The 24412-nt window shown below is 33.4% G+C and carries 17 protein-coding genes; 9 read left to right on the top strand and 8 right to left on the bottom strand.

The window, feature by feature from the left end; genetic code table 11:
- Positions 1–117: 117 nt before the first annotated feature.
- The 3 genes from V1T75_RS13210 to V1T75_RS13200 all read left to right on the top strand — a co-directional run bounded on the left by V1T75_RS13210 (position 118) and on the right by V1T75_RS13200 (position 2665).
- Complete coding sequence (locus tag V1T75_RS13210) at positions 118–543, top strand: OsmC family protein (protein ID WP_120186037.1); 426 nt, start codon at positions 118–120, stop codon at positions 541–543.
- 21 nt (positions 544–564) lie between these two features.
- Positions 565–2250: a single-stranded-DNA-specific exonuclease RecJ gene (recJ, locus tag V1T75_RS13205; protein WP_330488997.1), complete on the top strand. Its 1686-nt coding sequence runs from the start codon at positions 565–567 to the stop codon at positions 2248–2250.
- Positions 2251–2320: 70 nt separating this feature from the next.
- The gene (locus tag V1T75_RS13200; RefSeq protein ID WP_330488996.1) at positions 2321–2665 is read left to right on the top strand and encodes a hypothetical protein; all 345 of its coding nucleotides are present in this window, start codon (positions 2321–2323) and stop codon (positions 2663–2665) included.
- A 29-nt stretch (positions 2666–2694) separates the two neighbouring features.
- On the opposite strand, the gene V1T75_RS13195 is transcribed toward V1T75_RS13200, so the two are convergent.
- On the bottom strand, positions 2695–3747 hold the full coding sequence (locus tag V1T75_RS13195; RefSeq protein WP_330488995.1) for an endonuclease/exonuclease/phosphatase family protein: 1053 nt from the start codon (positions 3745–3747) through the stop codon (positions 2695–2697).
- Between the two features lie 186 nt (positions 3748–3933).
- On the opposite strand from V1T75_RS13195, the gene V1T75_RS13190 reads away from it, so the two are divergent.
- Together V1T75_RS13190 and V1T75_RS13185 are read left to right on the top strand one after the other, a co-directional pair.
- Positions 3934–6693, top strand: a complete 2760-nt coding sequence (locus V1T75_RS13190; RefSeq protein ID WP_330488994.1) for a TonB-dependent receptor — start codon at positions 3934–3936, stop codon at positions 6691–6693.
- Positions 6694–6705: 12 nt separating this feature from the next.
- A complete protein-coding gene (locus tag V1T75_RS13185; RefSeq protein ID WP_330488993.1) occupies positions 6706–8676 on the top strand; it encodes a DUF5689 domain-containing protein in 1971 nt (656 codons plus the stop codon).
- Positions 8677–8747: 71 nt separating this feature from the next.
- On the opposite strand, the gene V1T75_RS13180 is transcribed toward V1T75_RS13185, so the two are convergent.
- Positions 8748–10829, bottom strand: a complete 2082-nt coding sequence (locus V1T75_RS13180; RefSeq protein WP_330488992.1) for a M20/M25/M40 family metallo-hydrolase — start codon at positions 10827–10829, stop codon at positions 8748–8750.
- A 192-nt stretch (positions 10830–11021) separates the two neighbouring features.
- Here V1T75_RS13180 and V1T75_RS13175 point away from each other — a divergent pair, with 192 nt between their 5' ends.
- From V1T75_RS13175 to V1T75_RS13165, 3 genes are all read left to right on the top strand, one after another.
- Complete coding sequence (locus V1T75_RS13175; protein ID WP_330488991.1) at positions 11022–11906, top strand: metallophosphoesterase; 885 nt, start codon at positions 11022–11024, stop codon at positions 11904–11906.
- 268 nt (positions 11907–12174) lie between these two features.
- Positions 12175–13377, top strand: a complete 1203-nt coding sequence (locus V1T75_RS13170; protein ID WP_330488990.1) for a porin — start codon at positions 12175–12177, stop codon at positions 13375–13377.
- A gap of 72 nt (positions 13378–13449) precedes the next feature.
- Positions 13450–15711, top strand: coding sequence for an inorganic phosphate transporter (locus V1T75_RS13165; RefSeq protein ID WP_330488989.1), 2262 nt, complete (start codon positions 13450–13452; stop codon positions 15709–15711).
- A gap of 58 nt (positions 15712–15769) precedes the next feature.
- Here V1T75_RS13165 and V1T75_RS13160 read toward each other — a convergent pair whose 3' ends face one another.
- The 6 genes from V1T75_RS13160 to V1T75_RS13135 form a co-directional block, all read right to left on the bottom strand.
- Entirely contained in the window at positions 15770–16639 is an 870-nt protein-coding gene (locus tag V1T75_RS13160) for an acyl-CoA thioesterase (RefSeq protein WP_330488988.1), read from the bottom strand.
- Between the two features lie 27 nt (positions 16640–16666).
- Positions 16667–17749 (bottom strand): GNAT family N-acetyltransferase, encoded by a 1083-nt coding sequence (locus tag V1T75_RS13155; protein WP_330488987.1) that lies wholly within the window; start codon positions 17747–17749, stop codon positions 16667–16669.
- Positions 17750–17917: 168 nt separating this feature from the next.
- Entirely contained in the window at positions 17918–18874 is a 957-nt protein-coding gene (locus V1T75_RS13150) for a hypothetical protein (RefSeq protein WP_330488986.1), read from the bottom strand.
- A gap of 106 nt (positions 18875–18980) precedes the next feature.
- A complete protein-coding gene (locus V1T75_RS13145) occupies positions 18981–19433 on the bottom strand; it encodes a hypothetical protein (protein WP_330488985.1) in 453 nt (150 codons plus the stop codon).
- Positions 19434–19538: 105 nt separating this feature from the next.
- Positions 19539–22358, bottom strand: coding sequence for a leucine--tRNA ligase (leuS, locus tag V1T75_RS13140; protein ID WP_330488984.1), 2820 nt, complete (start codon positions 22356–22358; stop codon positions 19539–19541).
- A gap of 161 nt (positions 22359–22519) precedes the next feature.
- Positions 22520–23173: a hypothetical protein gene (locus V1T75_RS13135; protein ID WP_330488983.1), complete on the bottom strand. Its 654-nt coding sequence runs from the start codon at positions 23171–23173 to the stop codon at positions 22520–22522.
- A 224-nt stretch (positions 23174–23397) separates the two neighbouring features.
- On the opposite strand from V1T75_RS13135, the gene V1T75_RS13130 reads away from it, so the two are divergent.
- A complete protein-coding gene (locus V1T75_RS13130) occupies positions 23398–24396 on the top strand; it encodes a phytanoyl-CoA dioxygenase (protein WP_330488982.1) in 999 nt (332 codons plus the stop codon).
- Positions 24397–24412 lie beyond the last annotated feature (16 nt).

Here is a 24412-nt window from a genome sequence, read left to right as displayed (position 1 = left end):
TTTTATTTTTTAAGTTTTTAATACTAACTTTTTACTGTAAGTTTGTGTTATTATTTAAATAATTAAGTCGAAATACACATTGACTTGCTTACGCAATAAACAAAAAAATATCAAGATATGGCAACAAACACAGTTACAACCGTTTGGAAAGAAAACATGCAATTTGAAAGTGACAATCCTAGTGGGCACTCAATAGTAATTGACACTTCTGAAGAGCATGGTGGCAATAATACTGGATTACGCCCCAAAGCTATGATGCTTTCATCGTTAGCAGGTTGTTCTGGTTTAGACATTGTTCCTATGCTAGAAAAAATGCGTGTGAAAATTGATGATTTTAAGATTGTTGTTACGGGTGAATTAACTGAAGAACACCCAAAGTATTACCATAAAGTTTTAGTTGATTATCATTTTTACGGAAGTGATTTAGACGAGAAAAAAATTAATAAAGCAGTAGACTTATCGATAGAGAAATATTGTGGTGTTATGGAAATGTTTAGAAAATTTGCGGATGTAACTACCGCTATTCATTTACATAACAACTAATTTATTCTTGATTAAATTGCTATGCGCTGGACATTAAAACCACAACCAGACACTATTAAAGTAAAACAATTGGCCAAAGAATTAGCTGTGGATACAACCTTGGCTAAAATCTTAGTACAACGTGGTATAGAAACCTTTGATGAGGCAAAGCATTTTTTTCGTCCTTCGTTGAGCGACTTACACAATCCTTTTTTAATGAAGGATATGGAAATTGCTGTACAACGTATAGAAAAAGCCATAAGAAACAACGAGAATATTTTAGTTTTTGGTGATTATGATGTTGACGGAACCACAGCGGTTTCTTTACTGTCTTCTTATCTAAAAACAATTCACCCTAAGATTGCAACCTATATTCCCGACCGATATAATGAAGGGTATGGAGTTTCTTTTCAAGGAATTGATTTTGCTGAAGACAATGGGTTTTCTCTCATCATAGCTTTAGACTGCGGAATTAAAGCTATTGATAAAGTTGCTTACGCTACTGAAAAAAATATCGATTTTATTATTTGTGATCACCACAAACCAGGAAGCGAAGTTCCGAAAGCGGTTGCTGTTTTAAATCCTAAGCAAGTAGATTGTAGCTATCCGTATGATGAATTATGTGGTTGCGGTGTTGGTTTTAAGTTGATTCAAGCATTAGCTTCAAAAAGAAACCAAACGATTGAAGACTTACTTCCGTATTTAGATTTAGTAGCTACAGCAATTGCAGCCGATATTGTTCCGATGACTGGTGAAAATAGAGTGTTAGCTTATCATGGATTACAAGTTATTAACTCTCAACCTCGAAATGGTATCAAAGCCATTATTCATCAGTTACAAAAAAAAGAACTCACTATTACTGATGTAGTTTTTATCATTGCTCCGCGAATAAATGCTGCTGGTCGTATGAAACATGGAAACTACGCTGTCGAATTATTAACCGAAATGGATTTTGACTCAGCAGTTGAATTTGCCTCTGCAATAGAAAAATTTAATTCCGACAGAAAAGAATTGGATAGAGCTATCACCCAAGAAGCTTTACTTCAAATTGAAAACAACAACGAGCAAGAAAATTACACCACAGTTGTTTTTGATGAAAATTGGCACAAAGGCGTTATTGGTATTGTAGCTTCTCGTTTAACCGAAACCTACTACAGACCTACTTTGGTCTTTACTAAAAGTGGCGAAAAATTAGCTGCCTCTGCTCGTTCGGTAAAAGGATTTGATGTGTATAATGCCCTAGAAGCATGTTCGGAATTTATTGAACAATTTGGCGGACATAAATATGCCGCAGGTTTAACCTTATTACCTGAGCAATATGAAAACTTTAAAAAGAAATTTGAAGAAGTAGTTGCTTCCACAATTGACAAAAATTTGTTAACACCAGAGATTACCATTGATGCTGAAATTGACCTATCAGAAATTACTCCCAAGTTTTTCCGCATCATCCAACAAATGGCTCCATTTGGTCCACTTAATATGAAACCTATTTTTACGACTACCGCTGTGAGAGACAATGGTTACGGAAAACAAGTAGGAGCTGACAGTAGCCATTTAAAGTTGAACATCATTTATGGCTCTGACCAAAAAACATACAATGCTATTGGATTTGGTTTAGGCACTAAAATATCAGCTGTACAAAACGACTTTGACATTGCTTACACATTAGATGAAAATACTTGGAACGGTTATACCTCTATACAATTAATGTTAAAAGATTTAAAATAGTAAAAACCGTATTTTTTTATTTAGAATAATTCCAAATAATACCATATATTTGTTATCATAATAGACAGTTATGGACGGAATTACTAAAATATACAACAACAACATAGGTATTTCTTTTCATTGGAAAGAAAACAATTCAAACTTAATTCAATTAATATTTAGAGACACTGGGTTTCATCTAACCGAACAAGAGATCGAATTATTTTTAGACAAGGTAACGGACTCTAAACTTCAAAGAAATTGTGCCACTTGTAGTAATGGAAAAGACTGTAGATCTATTCTACTTCAAACTCCCTCAAATAAAGTGAGCATGGCAGTATCATCAGTTGAACTATGGCAAATTGACGACCTTTTAAAAGGTACTTTGTTTCAACTAAGAATGAATACTTACCTAGATGACGTGTGTAAAAATTAAAAGGCTTGCAAAATTGCAGGCCTTTTATATTATTTATCTTCTTTAATTAAGTACATATATACTGGGTAATGATCACTATACCCTCCAGTATATCTCCCATAAGAAAAACTTCTGAAAGGATACCCCTTATAGCGTCCACTCTTTTGAGTTAAAAAACGCTTATTAAAGATACCTGACTTAAACATTTTGTATGTTGAAAAATCTTTTTTCCCTTTGTCTAATAACGGAGAGGTAAACATAATTTGATCAAACAGGTTGATATTATCTCTATAGCCTAATGTATTAAACCCACGACGAAACATATCTTCGTATGGATTATAAATATCTCCTTCTTTTACATTTTTTTTCTTGCTCTTCGTTTGTAAAACTGTTTTGAAGCTCGAATTGATAGGATCGTCGTTAAAATCTCCCATTATTAACACTTTTGGGTTGGGATCGCTTTCTTTAATTTTTTCTATAATTTGCTTTACTTTATACGCTGCTTTTTCACGTAAAGGCCTACTTTTTGCTTCTCCTCCTCTGCGGGATGGCCAGTGGTTAACAATCACATGTATTAATTCATCATCTAAATAACCTGATACTAGCAAAATATCGCGCGTGTATACTTTTTTATTTTGATCGTAAATATTAGGATTGAATGCCTCGAAATGAATAGGTTTAAAATACCGTGGTTGATATAGCAATCCTACATCTATCCCTCTTTTATCAGGAGAATCAAAATGAATAATACTATATCGTTTCTTGTTTAACTTTTCAGACGCTACTAAATCTTCTAAAACTTTTTTATTCTCAACCTCAGCAACTCCTAAAATTGCAGGACTGGTCTTAGCCTTTTCTGCTCCTAATTGAAAGATAACCTCTCCCAATTTATCAATTTTATCCAAATAAACCTCTTCCTTATCCCCTTTCATTTCCATTATCGGACTTGCTTCATCATTCTTTTCAGGATCATTCTTAGTATCAAAAAGATTTTCTAAGTTATAAAAACCAACAGTTCTTATTTTGTATTTTTTTGCCTCTTGTTGTGCATGTGAAGAAAAAACACCAAGAGTTAAAACTAAAAGTAAAGCTATATTTCTCATTTAATAAATTTTACGCGACAAAAGTAAAAACAATTTTCAAGCCAAAACCTATAATTTACACAAAACTAGGTTTCATAACTTTAACTTAATATTAACATAACTATAATTTTCGTAATTTTGCCTCCCTTTTGCCGTATTTTCGGCCTGGGGAATTAATATATTCAAATATTTTATAAACAATCATTTATGAGAAATTTTACGATAACAATGTTATTGCTTTTTTCAGGTTTATTTGGCTTGAATGCGCAGAATATTGTAAAGGGGATCGTAATAAACGGCGATTCTGAAAATCCTATGCAAGGTGTTTCTGTAAGTGTAAAAGAAGCAAACGTCTCGAGTACTACAGACGCTAGTGGGGCTTTTACACTGAATGGTTTACCAAACGGAAGGCAAATTGTAACGGTATCATTAAACGGGTATGAGACCCAAAACTTTCCAGTAGAATTATCTGGAAAAACAGTAGATTTAGGAACAATCTTTATGTATGAAGATTTGTCTGAAGATCAAGATTTAAGCACCATCACTATTACAGATGATGAATTAAATGATGATACAAGTGCTGCTGATAACATTTCTGGTTTACTACAAGCCTCTAGAGATGTATATTTACGTACTGCTGCTTTTGAATGGAGTGGCTCTTTTTACAGAGTACGTGGTTTAGATTCTGAAAACGGTAAAGTTTTGATTAATGGAATTGAAATGAACAAGCTATACAACGGAAGACCTCAATGGAGTAACTGGGGTGGCTTAAACGATGTATTGCGTAATCAAGAATTTAGCAATGGACTGACTCCTTCAAATTACGCATTTGGTGGTGTTTTAGGTTCTACAAACATTAATACTAGAGCTTCAGAATACAGTGAAGGAGGTCGTGTTTCTTATGCATCCTCTAACAGAAGTTACAACCACCGCTTAATGGCTACATACTCTTCTGGTTTGTTAGCTAATGGATGGGCAATAACTGTTTCTGGTAGTAGGAGAGCTGGTAACGAAGGCTATGTAGATGGTACTTTTTACGATGCCAATTCTATCTTTTTATCACTTGAAAAGCAAATTAACGAAGCTCATAGTTTAAACTTAACAGTGATTGCCGCTGAAAATGAGAGAGGAAAATCTTCACCAAACACTCAAGAAGTTTTTGACATTAAAGGAATTCGTTATAACTCATATTGGGGGAAGCAAGGAGATAAAAACAGAAACTCTAGAGTTAAAAGGTTATACGAGCCAATCGTTATGTTAAATCACTATTGGAATCTTTCTGATAACACGAGATTAAACACGAATATTGGTTTTCAATTTGGAGAAATTGGCAACAGTCGTTTAGATTATAACGGCGCTAACAATCCTGATCCTACGTACTACAGAAAATTACCAAGTTGGTATTTATCAGACCCTAATGGACCTGATTATGAAAATGCCTACAAATCGTTAACTGGTTTTCAAAATGATGGTCAAATTGATTGGGATGAATTATATATTGGAAACGAAGGTAGTCCTGAAAATGCTCGTGTAATTTTATATGAAGATAGAAACGACGATCAACAATTAACTGCTAACATGATTTTATCTTCAGAATTAAATGAAAATATTACATTAACAGCTAGTGGTGAATATAGAAAGTTAAAGTCTGAAAATTTTGCTTCTCCAATAGATATGCTTGGAGCTACAGGTTATTTGGATGTAAATACTTTTGGCGATAATTTTGATCAACAACAAAGTAACCTTTTAACTCCTAATAGAACAATTGGCTTAGGAGACCGCTTTAAATACAACTATATCTTCAATTCTGAAGTATATGGTGGTTTTGCTCAATTACAATTCAAATACAACAAAGTTGATTTTTATGTTGCAGGACAAGCGAACAATACCACCCATCAAAGAGAAGGTTTATTCCAAAACGGGTATTTCCCAACCAACTCTTATGGAAAATCAAACAAATTAGATTTCTTTAATTATGGAGCTAAAGGTGGATTGACTTATAAAATCTCTGGTCGTCATTTAATTGATGTAAATGGAGGTTATATAACCAAAGCACCATCTTTACGTAATTCTTTTGCTAACTCAAGAGCTAACAATGTAACAGTAGCTGATGTGGCTGAATTAAATAGCGAAAAAATATTATCTGGAGATATTAGCTATGTATTTAGAAGCCCTTTAATTACTTCTAAAGTTACAGGTTACTTTACCGATATAAAAGATGCTACCGAAATTTCTTTCTTCTTTGCTGACGGTATTGGAGGAGATACTTCTGCATTTATTCAAGAAATCTTAACAGGTATAGACAAAAGACATTTTGGTGTTGAATTAGGTATTGAAGCACAAGTTACTCCTACTATTAAATTAAAAGGAGCTGCAAACATTGGGCAGTACACCTATAACAACAATCCTAATTTGGTTATTACAACTGAAAATGCTTCAACCCCTGGTTTTACAAATGGTAAAAGAGACATGGGAGCAGCTTCTCTTAAAGATTATAAAATCGCCGCAGGACCTCATAAAGCATACTCTTTTGGTTTTGAATATAGAGATCCAGATTATTGGTTTGTTAGTGTAACAGCAAATTATATGGATGAAGCTTATGTAGATGTTTCTCCTATTAGAAGAACTAGTAACTTTATTAGCGACGCTGATGGAGCTGCTTTTGCAGATTACGACCCTGTGTTAGCTAGACAACTATTAGCTCAAGAGCAATTTGATGACTACATGGTTGTGAATGCCATTGGAGGAAAATCGTGGAAAGTAGGCGATGGTAAATACATTGGTTTATTTGCTAGTGTTAGTAACCTATTTAACGAAGAATACAAAACAGGAGGTTTTGAACAAGGTAGAAATGCAAACTACCGTGAACTACGTGATGACAACGCTAACGGAACACCTACCTTTGGAAATAAATATTGGTATGGTAGAGGTACTACTTATTTCTTAAACTTAAATTATAGATTCTAAAAAACACTCAAAATGAAAAAAATAAATTTATACAAGATTTTTGCAATACTTTTTATTGCAATTTCTGCTTCATGTGTTGACAATAACGATTTTGAATTACCAACTATTGGACCAGATAAACAATACGAAAACTTAAAGTCTTTAGACGAAATTATTGCCCAGTACAATGGTGACCCTGTAGAATTTACCGAAGACGTTACTGTTTATGGTTATGTAATTTCTGACGACAGAGAAGGAAATTTTTTCAAATCAATCATAATTCAAGACAAACCAGAAAACCCAACTGTTGGTTTAGAAGTAAGAATAGATGATACCAATTTAGGAGCTCGTTATAATGTAGGTAGAAAAGTTTACATTAAATTAAAAGGACTTGTTTTAAGTAAATACTTCGCCTCTTTTCAAATAGGTGTTTTAAACGGAAGTAGTACGGATAGAATTGACGCAAACGATTATATCAATTTTATCGACAGATCTTCTGAAATTACTGAAATAGTACCAACCAACTTAACAATTGGAGAGTTAACTGATGCTCACATCAATACATTAGTTAAAATTGAAGGGTTACAATCTGAAGAAAAAGGACTAACTTATGCTAATCCTGATGATACTTTTTCTGTAAACAGAAACTTCGTAAGTTGCGAAACTTTTGAATCTATTATTATGAGAACTAGTGGTTTCTCAACCTTTAAATCATACCCTATTCCAGATAAAAAAGGAAGTATTACTGCTATTTTAGGAAAGTTTAGTAGCGACTACCAATTATATATTAGAGATACAAACGATGTTGATTTTACCCAAGAATACGGTTGTAACAACAACCCTACAGAGGCTTCATTAGCTGAAGTAAAAGCATTGTATACTGGTAGTGAAACTACTGTTACTCAAAACTTAAAGTTAAAACTTGTAATTACTTCAGACCTTTCTACAGAGAATATTTCAAATCAAAATGCTTTTGCTCAAGACGCAACAGCAGGTATTGCTTTACGATTTAGTGATGCTTACGATTTAAAATTAGGAGATGAAATAGAAATTGCTGTTGGAGGAGCTAAACTAAGCGAATATAACGGTTTATTACAATTAAACATCTCTCCATCAAGTATTATTAACACAACTGCTGGAACGTTACCTACCCCTGAAGTAATTACGATAGCTCAAGCGTTAACTGGTGATTACCAAGGAAAATTAGTACAAATTGAAGGTGTACAGTTTAAAGATATTACAGGAACTTATAATGGTTCTAATGTTTTTACCTCTGATTGTACCGATGAATTAACAACTTATGTTAGACCTCAGGCAACATTTGCTAGTAACTCTGTAAGTGATAAAAAAGGAACCCTTACAGGAGTAATGAGTGATTTTAACGGAGCTCAAATTTACCTTAGAAATGAGGCTGATGTTAATTTTACTGAAGATTACGCTTGTGGATCTACAGGTGGAGGTACTGGAACTGCAGCAGCATTATTTTTCTCTGAATACGCAGAAGGAAGTAGTAACAACAAGTATTTAGAAATATACAACCCTACATCTGAAACTGTAGATTTAAAAGATTATGCATTTCCAAATGTATCTAACGATCCATCAACTGTAGGAGAGTACGAATTCTGGAACACATTCCCTGATGGTGCTACAATAGCTCCAGGAGCTACTTATATTATTGCTCACGGTAGTGCAGACCCAACTATTTTAGCAAAAGCTAATCATACTTTTAACTTTTTAAGTAATGGTGATGATGGTTTTGCTTTAGTATACGGAACAGAAACTAGCTATACGGTTTTAGACTGGTTAGGTGATTGGAATGGTGACCCAGGTTCTGGATGGGATGTAGCTGGTGTAACTGCCGCTACAAAAGATCACACGCTTGTTCGTAAAGCTTCAATAACTGAAGGTAACCCAGATTGGGCAGCAAGCGCTGGTACAGATGCTGCTTCTTCTGAATGGGAGGTAAAAGATATAGATGATTGGACCTCGTTAGGAGTTAGGTAATTCACAACTCGTTGATAAATTAAAAAAAAACCAAGTTTTAAAACTTGGTTTTTTTTATTCTCTTTTTTAACCTACTTTTTTACTAATTGTTTAGTATACTTTTTCCCTGTGTTACTAAGAGATACAAAATAAATCCCCGCTGATAACTTTGAAACATCTATATTGTTATTTCTAGAACTCATTTTTACTTTTTTAAGTAATTTTCCATTTGTATTGTAAATAGTAACATCTTTACTTTTCCACAATTCATTATTAACCTCTAAAGCAATAAAACTTCCTTCTACAGGATTAGGTGAGCAAACGATTACATTTTTGTCATTTACTAAAGTTTGTTTTGTGTTTGACTTAGTCGTTTTAGCGCTTCCACAACTTCCAATAGTACGCCATCCGCTTGAAATTCTCTCGTATAAAACATCAAAATAAACAACTCTATCACCTACCTGATAGCTTTGAGAAGAATCATATTGAGCTACACCGTCACAAATATTTGTACTCGTCCCTCCATCTCCTTCAATAATATGCACAGCATAATCTTCCACCTCACCATAATCAAACGTTCCACAAGAAGAGGGTGTCGTATTATATCGCATAGACACTCTCATTCTTGTGTTCCCTAATTTTGCACTAGCAGGAACAGTAAAAGTACCGTTGACTGAACCATCAGAAGAAGCACTTTTAACCCATACCTGCTCTCCACTATCCTCAAAATCAGAATCCTGATTATAGTCAATCCAAACAGCATATCCTTCATTATAAACTGTACCTGTCCATTTTGGGGTAACGGTAATCGTGTTGGAACTCCCTTGCTCCAAGTTAGTGGAAATACTAGTAAAATCTTGATATCCATTTGTAGCTCCTGAGCTGTTATTAATACTCCCTAATGTGACCTTCTGTATATATTCATCATTTACATTATTTCCTTTTGAATCGCAATAGGTTGGCACACTAACACTTCCCTTGCTTTTGGCCACTTCAATTATATACTCTAAACCAAGTTTTGCAAATTTTGCTGCATGGGTAGCATTTGCCGTTGGAAACCGATCAGATGTGTCGTTCACCGTATGAATATAAGGACTTGAACCATTAAACGATGCTTCAAAAGGGAAAGCTGCATCATATCCTTGTTGTGCCCAACTATAATGATCGGAACAACCGTAATTACATCGTGTATAATCGTAAGTAAATTGATGACTTCCTGATGCGTTATAATGATCCATAAGACTTGCTAAAAAAGCATTAAGAGTACTACTGTTATAACTATCATCAGAAATATAAACATCTTTTGGTGATCCTTTGTAATTTGTCATATCAAACTGTACATACGACAACACATTAACATTTCTGTTTTTATAATCTTGTGCAATCTCTTTTGAACCTCTTAATCCAACTTCTTCTGCTGCAAAGGCCATAAACTCTATAGTTCTTTTTGGTTGAAAGTTCATTTCATAAAGCACTCTTGCCATTTCTGTAATTGTAGCAATTCCTGATGCGTTATCATCAGCACCAGGTGCATTGGTTTCTCTTTCTGGGCTAACAGAATCAATATGGCCACCTATTAGTACATATTCATTTGGTAAATCGCCACCTTGTATTGTCATAACTACAGAAGGCATTCCAGTACTACTATGGTTAACTATCCTAACACTTACGTCTGACCTACCATTTGCCATAGCTTCCCATTTTTGTTTTAAATCTTGAACAGCTTGCGTTGCTTTTTGAGTTGTGTGATACCTGGTCCCATAGTTTTCAAGTGCTACAATATGATTCGCAATATTTGTATTATTCACCAAACTTAAACTTTGATTTACAAGTTGATCTTCACTAATAGTATAGGATGCTCTTTGTTGATACGCTTTTTTACTTTGTAAATTTTGAATTGTTTGTAAAGCACTTTCTTCAGAAGGTTCATAAATAAACCCTGGGCCATGAGTTAAAATCATGTGATGTAACTTTTCTGCTGCATGGTGACTTAACTTTACAGCACTAAAACCATTTGTGGAAGAAAGAATCTCAATGTCGGAGGGGGCTACTTTTTGTAATTTTAAGGCATCGTTGGTTTCAATAGTACCATAAAACATTTTTTCTTGACTGTAACCATTAGAAAAACTAAGGCACACCAATAGTAACGAAAGTAGTAAATACTTTTTTTTCATTTTTGAAGGGTATTAATGTTAATTATAAATTCCTTTGTAAGTTATTAAAAATTAACATTATACAGGTAAAATATTTTTATCCTCTTGTTAAATTATAAATCAACAGTGAGCTTTTTTATTCTTATCCTCAACAAGTTTTGTGATACATTTTATTTTTTCGCATCTTTATATGGACATAAATTTTCACCATAAATGTTTTCAAAACATAGAATAAATAAGGCTTTTAAAAAAGCAAAAAAACTTCCTTTAAACAAAAACTCTAAATACATCTTATTTTCTGATTGCCATAGAGGTGATAACAGTTTTGCAGACGACTTTGCACATAATCGAAAAATATATCACTATGCGTTATCTCAATACCTTCAAAGTGAATTTACTTATATTGAGTTGGGTGATGGAGATGAGCTTTGGGAAAATAAATTTGTAAATATTTTCAATACGAATAAAAACATTTATTTATTACTTCAAAAGTTTCATCAACAAAACAGGCTACATTTTATTTGGGGTAATCATGATATGAATTATAGAAAACCTAAAAACGTTGCTAAGAATTTTAATTTTTATTACGATACTATTGATGGAAAAAAGAAAGAGTTAATGCCCAATGCTTCTTTTTCAGAAGCAATTAAATTGATACAAGAAGATGGGAAGTCTATTTTTTTACTCCACGGCCATCAAGCTGATTGGTTCAACTATACTTTTTGGAAATTAAGCAGGTTTTTAGTTCGTGCTTTATGGCGACCATTACAAATACACGGAATTAAAGATCCTACCAGTCCTGCTCAAAACTTTAAAGAATTGATAAAGGTAGAACGTCGTTTAGAAAAGTGGATTTTAAATAACAACCAACAAATGATTGTTACTGGGCATACTCATCGTCCTAGATTTCCTTCTGAAAATGAACTTCCTCATTTCAACGATGGTAGTTGTGTACACCCTAGATGCATTACTGGTTTAGAAATTGAAAACAATGAAATTACTCTTATCAAGTGGCATGTCGTTACCAACGAAGATGGTACCATGCAGATTACAAGAACCGTTCTTGAAGGGCCTAAAAAAATAGCAAACTTTATCTAACTACTTAACCCTTTCTTAACTTAATCTCGTACTTTACATAACAGTTTATTAAAACATACTTAATACTTGCGTTAAAAAAAGAGAATACATTTGACTTACCTCAGTTTAGAGGTATAGAGTCATTATAAATTTATTAGTTTTTGTCGACTATTTATGTGACTTACCACATACTGCCTTGAAAACAAGGCAGTTTTTTAATATTCACTTAACTTTAAATTAACATTAGGGTTGGTAATTTGCCGCGACAAAAACTAATAAATTACCCTTAATGTATTACAAAAAAATACTTACCCTTGTAAGTATATTTATGTTGACGTATACACATGCACAACACGAAAAATCCACAAAATTTGGTAACGGCTTACTTAATATTATAGGAAAAGACAGCACTTGGTCTATGGAAATGAGTGCCCGAATGCAATTTTTAGCAACAGGAGAATGGGATTCTAACAAAGATGGTTTGTACAACCCATCTTCTTCTATGTTAGTGAGAAGAGCACGTTTAAAATTTAAAGGATTTGCTTTTTCTCCTAAGTTAAAGTATAAAATGGAGCTTGGTTTATCTAATAGAGACATTAGCGGTGCTTCAGAACATACAGGAAATGCTCCAAGATATATTTTAGATGCTGTTTTAAAATGGAATTTCTACCAAAACTTCGAACTATGGTTTGGACAAACCAAACTACCGGGCAACCGTGAACGAGTTATCTCTTCAGCAAACATGCAATTAGTAGATCGTTCTTTATTAAACAAACGATTTAATATTGATAGAGATATGGGAGTGCAGTTAAGACACCATTTCAATTTATCTGATAATTTCATAGTAAGAGAAGCTCTGGCTTTTTCACAAGGAGAAGGAAGAAATGTTACAATAGGAAACTTAGGAGGTCATCAATATACCGCTCATTTAGAACTTTTACCTTTTGGGAAATTTGAAGGAAAAGGAGACTATATGGGAGGAGACTTAAAAAGAGAGCAAACACCTAAACTTGCTATTGGTATGAGTTATGATTTTAATAACAATGCAGTAAAAACAAGAAGCAACCAAGGAACGTATATGATTACTGATGACGGGTATTATCAAACAAACATTTCAACCTTTTTTATAGATACTATGTTTAAGTATAAAGGGGTTTCTTTTATGGGAGAATATTCATACAGAAACGCAAAAGATCCTATTGCAAAAAACTCAGATGGAACTCCTACAGGAGAAATTGTGCAAGTAGGAAGTGGTTTAAATCTACAATCGGGATATTTATTTACTAAGAACTGGGAGGTGTCTGGTCGTTTTACCAATATTTCTTTAGACGAAAACATTACAGGTAAAGGGACTGAAAATCAATACACAATAGGATTATCAAAATACATTGTTGGTCATAAATTAAAGGTTCAAACCGATATCAGCTACTTAGACATAGCAGCAGCTACAAATCAATTAATGTATAGATTACAAGTAGACATACACCTTTAAATGATAACATAAACATAACATGAGAGCATTCTTGTGTAACTAAATTTGCAAAACTTAATTAAAAACTAAAAAATGGGAGATCCATATATTTTGATGCTAGTCGCTTTAGCTGTTTTAGCTATTGTTGACTTGGTTGTTGGAGTTAGTAATGATGCTGTAAACTTTTTAAATTCAGCAATCGGTTCTAAAGCAATTAAAGTAAGAAATATTATGATAATTGCGAGTGTTGGGGTGTTTTTTGGAGCAGTTACTTCAAGCGGAATGATGGAAGTAGCGCGTAAGGGTATCTTTAACCCTAGCATGTTTATGTTCCAAGACATCATGTTTATTTTCATGGCAGTTATGATTACTGATATTTTACTGTTAGATATCTTTAACTCATTAGGAATGCCTACCTCAACAACAGTTTCTATTGTATTTGAATTGTTAGGAGCTGCTGTATGTGTGTCATTAATTAAAATTGCAGCCAACGACACCCAATCAATTTCAGACATTTGGAACTACATTAATCATAAAAAAGCTATTCAAATTATTAACGGAATACTGCTCTCAGTAGTAGTCGCTTTTTCTGTTGGAGCTGTAGTGCAGTTTATTTCTCGTTTAATTTATTCATTTAACTTTGAGAAAAGACCTACATATATTAACTCATTATTTGGTGGTTTTGCAATTACTGCTATTACGTATTTTATCATTATTAAAGGAATGAAAGGAACTCCTTTTTATAGTGATATAAAACACCTTATTGAAGGCAATACTTTGCTTATTATAGCTGGAAGCTTTGTTTTTTGGAGTGCGGTATCTCATCTTTTAATACAGTTCCTAAACGTTAATATTTTAAAATTGATTATTGGTATTGGAACCTTCTCTTTGGCAATGGCCTTTTCTGGTAACGATTTGGTTAACTTTATTGGAGTACCAATTGCTGCGTGGAACTCATACCAAGCTTGGGAAGTATCTGGCATTGCTCCTGACGCATTCTCTATGGGAATTTTAGCAAAGAAAGTACCTTCTAACGTATGGTTACTATTATTAGCAGGAGCGATTATGGTTATTACTTTATGGACTTCAAGCAAAGCGAGAAATGTTATTAAAACAGGTATCGATTTATCTCGTCAAGGTGACGGACATGAAAAATTTAAACCAAATCCATTATCAAGAGTGGTAGTAAGAAGTGCTATGGGGATTAACTCTGTTGTTAATTTTGTTGTTCCTAAAAAAGCCTTAACCTTTATAGATTCTAAGTTTCAAAAACCTGTAATTGAATTACCAAAAGACAAAACTTATGAAATGCCTGCTTTCGATTTAGTAAGAGCCTCTGTAAACTTAATTGTTGCTGGTATTTTAATATCTATTGCAACTTCAATGAAATTACCATTATCTACCACTTATGTAACATTTATGGTAGCAATGGGTACCTCTTTAGCTGATAGAGCTTGGGGACGCGAAAGTGCTGTTTATAGAGTTGCTGGTGTAATTAATGTTATTGGCGGATGGTTTTTAACAGCCATTACAGCTTTTTTAACAGCTGCTTTGGTAGCTTACTTAATTAGCTGGGATATGGTAATGATTCCTGTATTGTTATTAGTAGTGGCTCTTTTAATTGCAAGAAATACATTACAACACAGAAAAAAATCTAAAGAAGAGAAGAAACAAGTACATATGGAACGAGCAGAATTAATCACTATTAATGGTGTGATTGAAGAAAGTTCAGATCATATTGCTGGTGTTGCTAATCGCATTAACAAACTATACTCAAGTGTGGTAAAAGACCTTGCTACACACGATTTAGTGAAGTTACGTAAAACAGATAAACACGTTACCAAACTAAACGATGAAATTGACAGTTTAAAAGACGGTGTATTCTATTTTATTAAATCATTAGATGACACTTCGGTACAAGCAAGTAGATTTTATATCTTAATTTTAGGGTATTTACAAGACGTTGCACAATCTATTAGCTATATTTCAAGAGCAACATACAAGCACGTTAATAACAACCATAAACACCTTAAAAAAGGACAAATTAAAGATCTTAAAAGTATTGACAATACTCTTTCTAAGTTATTAGATGATATTGCTAATACATTTGAAAATAGAAGTTTTGATAATTTAGAACATATTATTAACGAAAAGAAAGAATTATTAAAGGATGTATCTAAATCTATTGAAAAGCAAGTAGATCGCATTAGAACAGACGAAACAAGTCCGAAAAATACTACCTTATACTTTAGTATTTTAATTGAGACACAAGATTTAGTCTCTGGATTAATGAGCCTACTAGAAACCTACGAAGAGTTTCATATCAGTACCAAAACAGCTGAAATAGAAGCTTAATCAAACAAAAAGCCGAGTTAATTAACTCGGCTTTTTTATTTCTTATCTAGATTAACTATTACTTCTTCTTCATGGGACGCATTAAACCTTCTTGTGCTACCGAAGCAATTAATTTACCTTCTCTAGTATAAATATTTCCACAAGCAAAACCTCTTGCTCCATTAGTATTAGGACTTTCTACCGAGAACAACATCCAATCATTAAAATCAAAGTCACGGTAAAACCACATAGAGTGATCTAAACTTGCCATTTGTGTATTACCAAAATTGGCTACACTGGCATTTGGATTTAAACATGCGGTTAAAATATTATAGTCTGATATATACGTTAATATTTGCTGTTTAATTCCTAATGGCAAATCAGAAGCTTCTCCTTTTAATTTAAACCAAACATCAACCACAGGAGGTAAATCTTTTCGATCTAACGGATTTACAATTTGTACAGGCTTAAAATCAATAGGGCGCTCAATACTTAAAAAGTCTTTCATTTTCTTTGGTAAAAAAGCTCCAAATTGATCTAACATATCTGTCCAGCTCAACAACTCTTCCGGTTGTTTTAAGTCTTTTTTTATAGGCATTTGATGCTCGTAACCTTCTTCTTTTTTATGAAAAGAACAAGACAAAATAAAAATCGTTTTATCTTTCTGGTGTGCCGTTACTCTACGTGTAGAAAAGCTTCCTCCATCACGAATGATTTGTACATGATAGGTAATTGGTAACTCTAAATTCCCTGCTTCTAAAAAATACGAATGCAACGAGTGTAAAATACGTTCTTTAGGAGTTGTTCTATATGCTGCATTTAATGCTTGTGCCAATACTTGACCTCCAAAAACATTTGGACTTCCTATATCTCTACTTACTCCGTTAAAGTTCCCTTCACCTAAATCGTCAAGAGTAAGTATGTTTAATAATTCTTGTGTGTTTTTCATTTCTTACTGCAATAAAGATTCAATTCTTTATACTTTTGTTTTAAAAGGTCTTATACGCCTAAATTCTGTGGGCTGAATTCTATTCAAAAATAAGCTTAAAATACGATTTGGAATACTTTTTCTATGTCGTAGATAAATTGTTAAATCTTGTGGTACTGCTCCTACCGAACTTTTTATTTCACTGGCTGTTCTTCCAAAATTAATGGTTTGTATATTGCCATCAATAGCCAATGCTATATAATCATACAACATTCGTTGGTAAACGGCATGACTTCTATTAACAGTATAATCAATACCTACAAAGTGGGCATCTAGCGAGTGTTGATTTATCATTCCAGACAAAAAGCCAACTAATTTATCTCCTAACCAATATACTTTTATAACATAATCATCTTTTAAGTTTTCCTTTAAAGATATGTAGGTTTCTATATTAAAGTACCCAAGATTAAAACTCGCCTTATTTGAAACATTCTTATATAGTAACATCATCTCAGGTAATAATTGCTTTAAAGACTCGAAAGTTAAGTCTTCCGTTCGTAGATCCTTACTTTTATCTAAAGCTTTTTTAGCTTTAACTCTGTACTTAGTTTTTAAAGCTGCTAAATAATCATCAAAAGTATTCCAACTACTGTCTAGTGTCAACACCATATTAGGATCTACATTAAATGAATTGTACCCTACGCTATGAAGTGCGTCTGTAATAAAAAGAGAGGCATTTACAAAATCTTTCAGCATAAAAGCATCAATTGTTTCTTTTGAAATGTCTTTTTCAAAAGCCACAATAGCTTTTGCTAATTGTTTTACAACTTCTTTTTTATCTTGATTTGGTTTAATAAAAATTCCGTGTTCTCCACTTACAAAAGTATTACCACATGTAAGTATTTTAAAAGGTTTTTGAGAAGACAACAACTGTAATTTCCTGCCCATACATCGCATCCATTCTACAACCGATTGTAAATTATTTTGAACACTGTGTAAGTAAAAATCGATTAGCTTAATGGTAGCAAAGGCTATTGCTTCTTTATTTTCATCAAACAATACAATATAAGAGAATTGTATTTGCTCATTATTCTTTTCTAAAGCTTCTAAATACGCAGATTGAAAGTACAAGTTGCTTGTACATTCAAGCTCTTCCCAAACCTTTATTGGTACCTCTTTTACTGAAGAGAAGTAACATGTATTGGATATTTTTTTTTTACAGGATAAAATAATTGTGGTTTTTTACGATTTGTATTTGTGTAAATTAGTAAAAGTTTGTCAAATACCCTATAAATTATTTTAAACAACTCCATTATTCCAAACAGGCACTTTTAAAAACCGACTTATTTTCACCATATCACTTAACAGATACTCTTTATCTCCATGGTTTAACAAGTTATGGCGTTTGCCACTTTGAGTAACTAAATTTACCTCGTAACAATAATACCCTCCAGAGTTATTTCCTTGGACAAATTTTGACAATACTTGTAATGCATATACTTGTTGAAAAGCTATGATTTCTCCATCAATCAACACCTTTCTTTTTTGCGAGTTTAGCTGTACCTTAGTGCCAAAAGAAAACAACAAAAAGATTCCTATCAATAAAAAAGGACCTCCAGAGGTAAAAAACATTTTTCCTCCCTGCATAAAGGTTAATGATTCTTTTGAAAACTCAACAAACTCTATATAAGACCAAGCCACATAGTTTCCCCCCATTAAAAAGAAACTCCAAGCTATAAACTTCATATAAGAGCTAGAGGTTATTTTATAACCAGAAGTTGTTTTTCGTAAACGTTCACTTAAAAAATTACTTCCTGATCCTTTCAGCGCATCCCATGAAATATGTTGTCCAATAGCATCGGCTGTAAAGTCGTCAAAAGAAAACGCTATTTGTTTATTGGTTGGTAAGTTTTTCTTCCTTTTTACCCAATAACTAGCACCAAACATGCCAATAAACATAAAAGCCAATACTGCTAACATTCCGCCTGTTTTATAGTAAGTGTATCGTTCTTTTCTTATACCTAACTTTTGAATTGGAACGCTTATTTCAAGGCGTTTGATAGTATTTAAATCTCTTCTGGTAGGATTAGTAATCTGTTGTAACGAGTCTAGCTCTCGTATACTTTGCTGGACTTCTATTTCTCTTTTGTGAAAAAACTCATAGGTATTTTGTAATTGAGGAAGCACCACAAAAACAAAAATTCCGATTGGAATTATTGCAAAAAACCAAGCATTATTGAGGGATACTTTTTTCATATTTTATTTTTTGGAAAGCAAATTTGAGAAAAGTTTTTAATCTTTTACATAAAAAAAGCTTTTACGTTCAGGTAAAAGCTTCTTACATTGATATTGTTTTTTTGTACTACTCGCAAAAAGGAACTGTAAAAAAGCCCTCTATTGAGTTATCGTTACTTGAAGTTGCCTTTATTTTTAACGTAAGTTCATTGTTTGTAAACCTAACAATCTCAACAACTCCTTGAAGGTAGTTTAAAGGAGTGGATCCTTTCTTATTAAAAACTACATTCACATTATTATAAGTTCCTAACTCTGCTTTCACATAAGTTGTAATTTCTAACTCATAGTCAAAAATATCTGAACTGCAAGCTGCTTGAATGTTGGTAATATGTACCGAAAGCTCATTGTTTCCAGACATAAATGCTTTCCCTCCTTCAGCCGTAAAACTTGTTCCAAATACTTTTCCTGATAATTTTGTGTTTGCGATTCCTGCTGGATCATTATCGCTATCAGAACAGCTGCTCATCACTAAAGTTAGGCACATCAAAACCGCATAGCTAATTTTAAAAATCTTTTTCATTTGTTTAAATTTTAATTTGTTTTTATAGGCTGCGAATTTAGTTTAAAAATAAAGACCCACAAACAATTAATTGTTTGTGGGTCTTATATATTTTATAAGGTGAGTTTACCCTACAATGTTTATAATTTTTCCTGGAACGACAATCACTTTTTTAGGCTCTCTTCCTTGTAATTGTTGTTGCGTTTTTTCGTGTGCCATGACCGTTTTTTCTATTTCGTCTTTGCTCATATCTAACGGTAGCTCTAAGGTAAAACGCATTTTTCCATTGAAAGATACTGGATAGTTCTTAGAACTTTCAACCAAATGCTTTTCTTCAAATTTTGGAAAAGCTACGGTTGCAATAGACTCACTGTGTCCTAACTGACTCCATAATTCTTCTGCAATATGTGGTGCATACGGAGAAATTAGCACTAATAATGGCTCTAGTATTTCTCTTTTGTTACACTTTTGAGCAGTCAACTCGTTTACCGCAATCATAAAGGTAGAAACTGACGTATTGAACGAGAAGTTCTCTATATCTTCTTCTACTTTCTTAATCGTTTTATGTAAGGTTTTTAACTCGTCTTTCGTTGGTTCTGCATCAGAAACATTGATACCATTTTCATCCGTAAATAATTTCCATAATTTCTTTAGGAAAGAATACACTCCTGAAATCCCTGATGTTTTCCAAGGCTTGGTTTGCTCTAACGGACCTAAGAACATTTCGAATAAACGCAAACTGTCTGCTCCATATTCTTCACAAATCAAATCTGGATTCACCACATTGTATTTCGATTTCGACATTTTTTCTACCTCGCGTCCCACAATGTATTTACCATCTTCTAAAATGAAATCAGCGTCTTTAAAATCAATGTTTAATGGATGATTTTTAAATTCTTCAATATCTAATTCATCAGAGGAGTTTACTAATGAAACATCTGCATGAATAGCTTGTACTTTTTTATCACCTACCAATCCTTTAGAGACAAAAGTATTCGTTCCTTCAACTCTATACACAAAAGCAGAAGTTCCTAAAATCATACCTTGGTTGATGAGTTTTTTAGCAAACTCATCTACTGGTAACAGTCCTCTATCAAACAAGAATTTTTGCCAAAAACGCGCATATAACAAGTGTCCTGTAGCGTGTTCAGAACCTCCAATATATAAATCTACCTCTTTCCAATACTCTACCGCTGCTGTGCTTACAAATTCTCCTTTGTTATTTGAATCCATATAACGGTTAAAATACCAAGAACTTCCTGCCCACCCTGGCATGGTGTTTAGTTCAAGAGGAAATACAGTTTCATTATCTATTAACTCATTACTCACTACTCTATTCTCAATACTATTCCACGCCCAAACCTCAGCATTTCCTAGTGGTGGTTTTCCATCTTCAGTAGGTAAGTATTTCTCAACTTCTGGTAATACAATTGGTAAATACGCTGCATCAATCATTTGCGGCATTCCGTCTTTGTAATATACTGGGAATGGTTCTCCCCAATAACGTTGGCGACTAAATACTGCATCGCGTAAACGATAATTTATTTTTCCGTAACCAAATCCACGTTTTTCTAATTCGTAAATCACGGTTTTCATTCCTTTTTTATAGTTTAAACCGTCTAAGAAGTCAGAATTTGCCAATTTGATTCCGTCTTTAGCATCGTTTGCTTTTTCTGAAATATCAACATCTGCAAAAATATTCGGAATCTCTAATCCGAAGTGTTTTGCAAAATCGTAATCACGTTGGTCACCACATGGTACCGCCATAACAGCCCCAGTACCGTAACTTGCTAATACATAATCACCAATCCAAATGGGCACTTGTTTTCCTGTAAATGGATGCAACGCATACGCACCCGTGAACACTCCTGAAATGGTTTTTACATCTGCCATACGATCACGTTCTGAACGTTTTGCTGTTGCCTTAATATATTCTTCAACGGCCTTTCTTTGCTCATCAGAAGCGATTCGCTTCACCAAGTCGTGCTCTGGAGCTAAGGTCATAAAAGACACTCCGAAAATAGTATCAGGACGTGTAGTAAACACGTCTATTTTAGCATCGTGTCCATCCACATCAAAAGAAACCATGGCTCCTTGCGAGCGACCAATCCAATTGGTCTGAGAATCTTTTAATGGTTGTGGCCAATCGATATTTTGTAATCCGTCTAATAAACGTTGTGCATACGCAGAAATTCGCATAGACCATTGGGTCATTTTTTTACGCACTACTGGATGCCCACCACGTTCTGAAACTCCGTTTACAATTTCATCGTTTGCTAACACCGTTCCTAGTGCTGGACACCAGTTTACTTCGGTATCTGATAAAAATGTTAAGCGGTATTGTAAAAGTATTTCTTGTTGTTGTTTTTCAGAGAAGTGTTTCCATTCTTCCGCAGAAAACACTCTAATATCTTCATCAGAAACTGCATTTACATTCGCATTTCCTTCTGCTTCAAAGGTCGCTACTAAAGTGGTAATATCTTCTGCCTTATCGATGTCTTTATTGTACCAAGAATTGAACAGTTGAATAAAAATCCACTGTGTCCATTTATAATACTCAGGATTTGACGTACGAACTTCACGAGACCAATCGAACGAAAACCCAATATTATCTAACTGACGACGGTAAGTTTTGATATTCGTTTCAGTAGTAATTGCTGGATGCTGTCCTGTTTGAATTGCATATTGTTCCGCAGGCAATCCGAAAGAATCATATCCTTGTGGATGCAATACATTAAACCCTTTATGACGCTTGTAACGAGCATAAATATCAGATGCGATATATCCTAACGGATGACCTACGTGCAATCCTGCTCCTGATGGATAAGGAAACATATCTAACACGTAGTATTTTGGTTTATCAGAATTATTTTCAGCTTTAAACGTACCTTGATCTGCCCAGTACTTTTGCCACTTTTTTTCTATCTCTTGGTGATTGTATTGCATTTGTAATCGCTTGTTTTAAAGGATGCAAATTTACAGTTATTGTTGGTAAGTAAAAAGTTTAGTTCTTTTAATACTTTGTAAAGCTTTAAATAAGTACAAAAAACCTCACAAGCCTTTATAAAAGGTTTGCAAGGTTTAAAATTGAAATAAGAGAAATTTTTCTATTCTGCTAGTACAGGGTTTGTTAAAATTACTTGTAACGTTCCTCCACGCCCAGATCGTTGAATATTACAAATTCTTTCTGTTTGTGCAGGCCCTAATGGTAAGGTAGAACAAGGTTTATTACCTACCAACTGAATACAATCGGTACAATTTACTGGAAATACTCCTGGGTTTCCTGAGTTTTCTTGCAGTCCTTTGTTGTAAATTTTTGTAATGGGTGTTTTGTTTGGTCCATAATTCCAACCTCCATCTTTATCTACTTCCATCGCTATGAAGCTATTTACACCATTAACACAACTTATATCAAAAACTTCTGCACATGGAGTATTGGGGTTTAAGGTAAACTCTGCGATACTTGTTCCTTGTGCCCCATGGTTAAAATCAGCTCCCGATACTGGACATTGTGGCTCTATATAAAAACAAATATTTCCACTAAAACATTCTCCATTTGGATCAAACTCTTGTGTTTTTCCTGCTCCCAATTCAAATTTTCCCATGAGTTTATTTACATTGGTTAAAAAACCAAAATCTGATACTCCAACCGGGGATGGACAACATTTATTGGCACTATTGGAAGCGGCAAAAGTTACATAAACTTCTACTGGTTTTGGCGTTTGATTGGTAACAGATAATTTGGTGTATTTTGCAGACATAAGTATGTTTTTTAAGTTTTTAATTTGGTTAAAAGCAAGTGTAATAATTGCTTATTGTAAAGTATTAATTGTATAGTTACGAATGCTTGAAAATGCCTTTACTGATTGTTTTTTAGTAATGAGCGGTTCATTTTAAGTTTTTAAAAACATTTGTGTAAACAGGTTTCTTTTTTTATAACTGATTGTATTTTTATAATTTAGGAAACTTAACAACAAACCAAACTATGAACGAAAACAAAACTGCTTTTAATATTAAAAGAAAGGCCTCTGCTTTACTTAAAACGCCCATTAATCAACCAGAAATTAAAACCTTAATTGATGATGTATATTCTTATTTTAAAGAATTAACTCAACTTACGGGATTTGATCAAAAAATAGAACATTTAGCAGCTGTAACAACTGCAAAAGGGAAAGCGTTAGGATTAAATCATGCAGCACAATGTTTATTAGATTATAAACGCACTGCGAAGTTTTTAAAGGCTCTGGTTAACGCTATTAAAGAGCAACAACAAAAACATCCAAACGAAACTATTTATGTTTTTTATGCTGGTTGCGGACCGTACGCTCCGTTTGTTACTTTAATTGCTCCACTTTTTAGCCCTGAAGAAGTACAGTTTTCTTTACTAGAAATTAATGATAAGTCTCTAGAATATGCCAAAACCCTTATTCAAAAATTGGAACTTACCAATTATGTAACAAGCCACTATACCGCTGATGCTGTTACTTTCAAAATCCCTGATGCTAAAAAGTATAATATCCTGTTTAGTGAAACCTTAGATGCCTTGTTATACAGAGAGTGTTATGTTCCTATTTTATTTAACCTATTACCTCAACTATCAGAAGATGTCACTGTAATTCCAGAAAATGTGTTGGTAAAAATGAGCTTATCAGTTGATCCAGTTGCTGACTCCAAACACATAACTGAAGAAATTGACACCATTATTGATGTTAGGAAAGCCATTTCGTTAAACAATACTGATACGGTTCCTAGTCAACTTCCTGATAAAAAAATAGCTGTAAACTCAATTAACATTGAGCAATACAACTACTTAATATTAGACACATTAGTACATGTTTATGACGATATTTGGTTGACAAGAAATGAATCTTCCCTAAGCATTCCTCTTGAAATGGGAATTGAGCATCCTTTTCACTTTAATTCAATTGTTTACACTTATCAATTGGATCCAAGCATTGAGCTAAAATACTCTTTAGAAAAGTAGATACTGTTTAATAAAA

It is taken from the genome of Tenacibaculum sp. FZY0031 (genome assembly GCF_036350695.1).
GTDB lineage: Bacteria > Bacteroidota > Bacteroidia > Flavobacteriales > Flavobacteriaceae > Polaribacter.
Note: the sequence above shows the minus strand (reverse complement) of the source record. Positions and strands in the feature narration are given on the sequence as shown.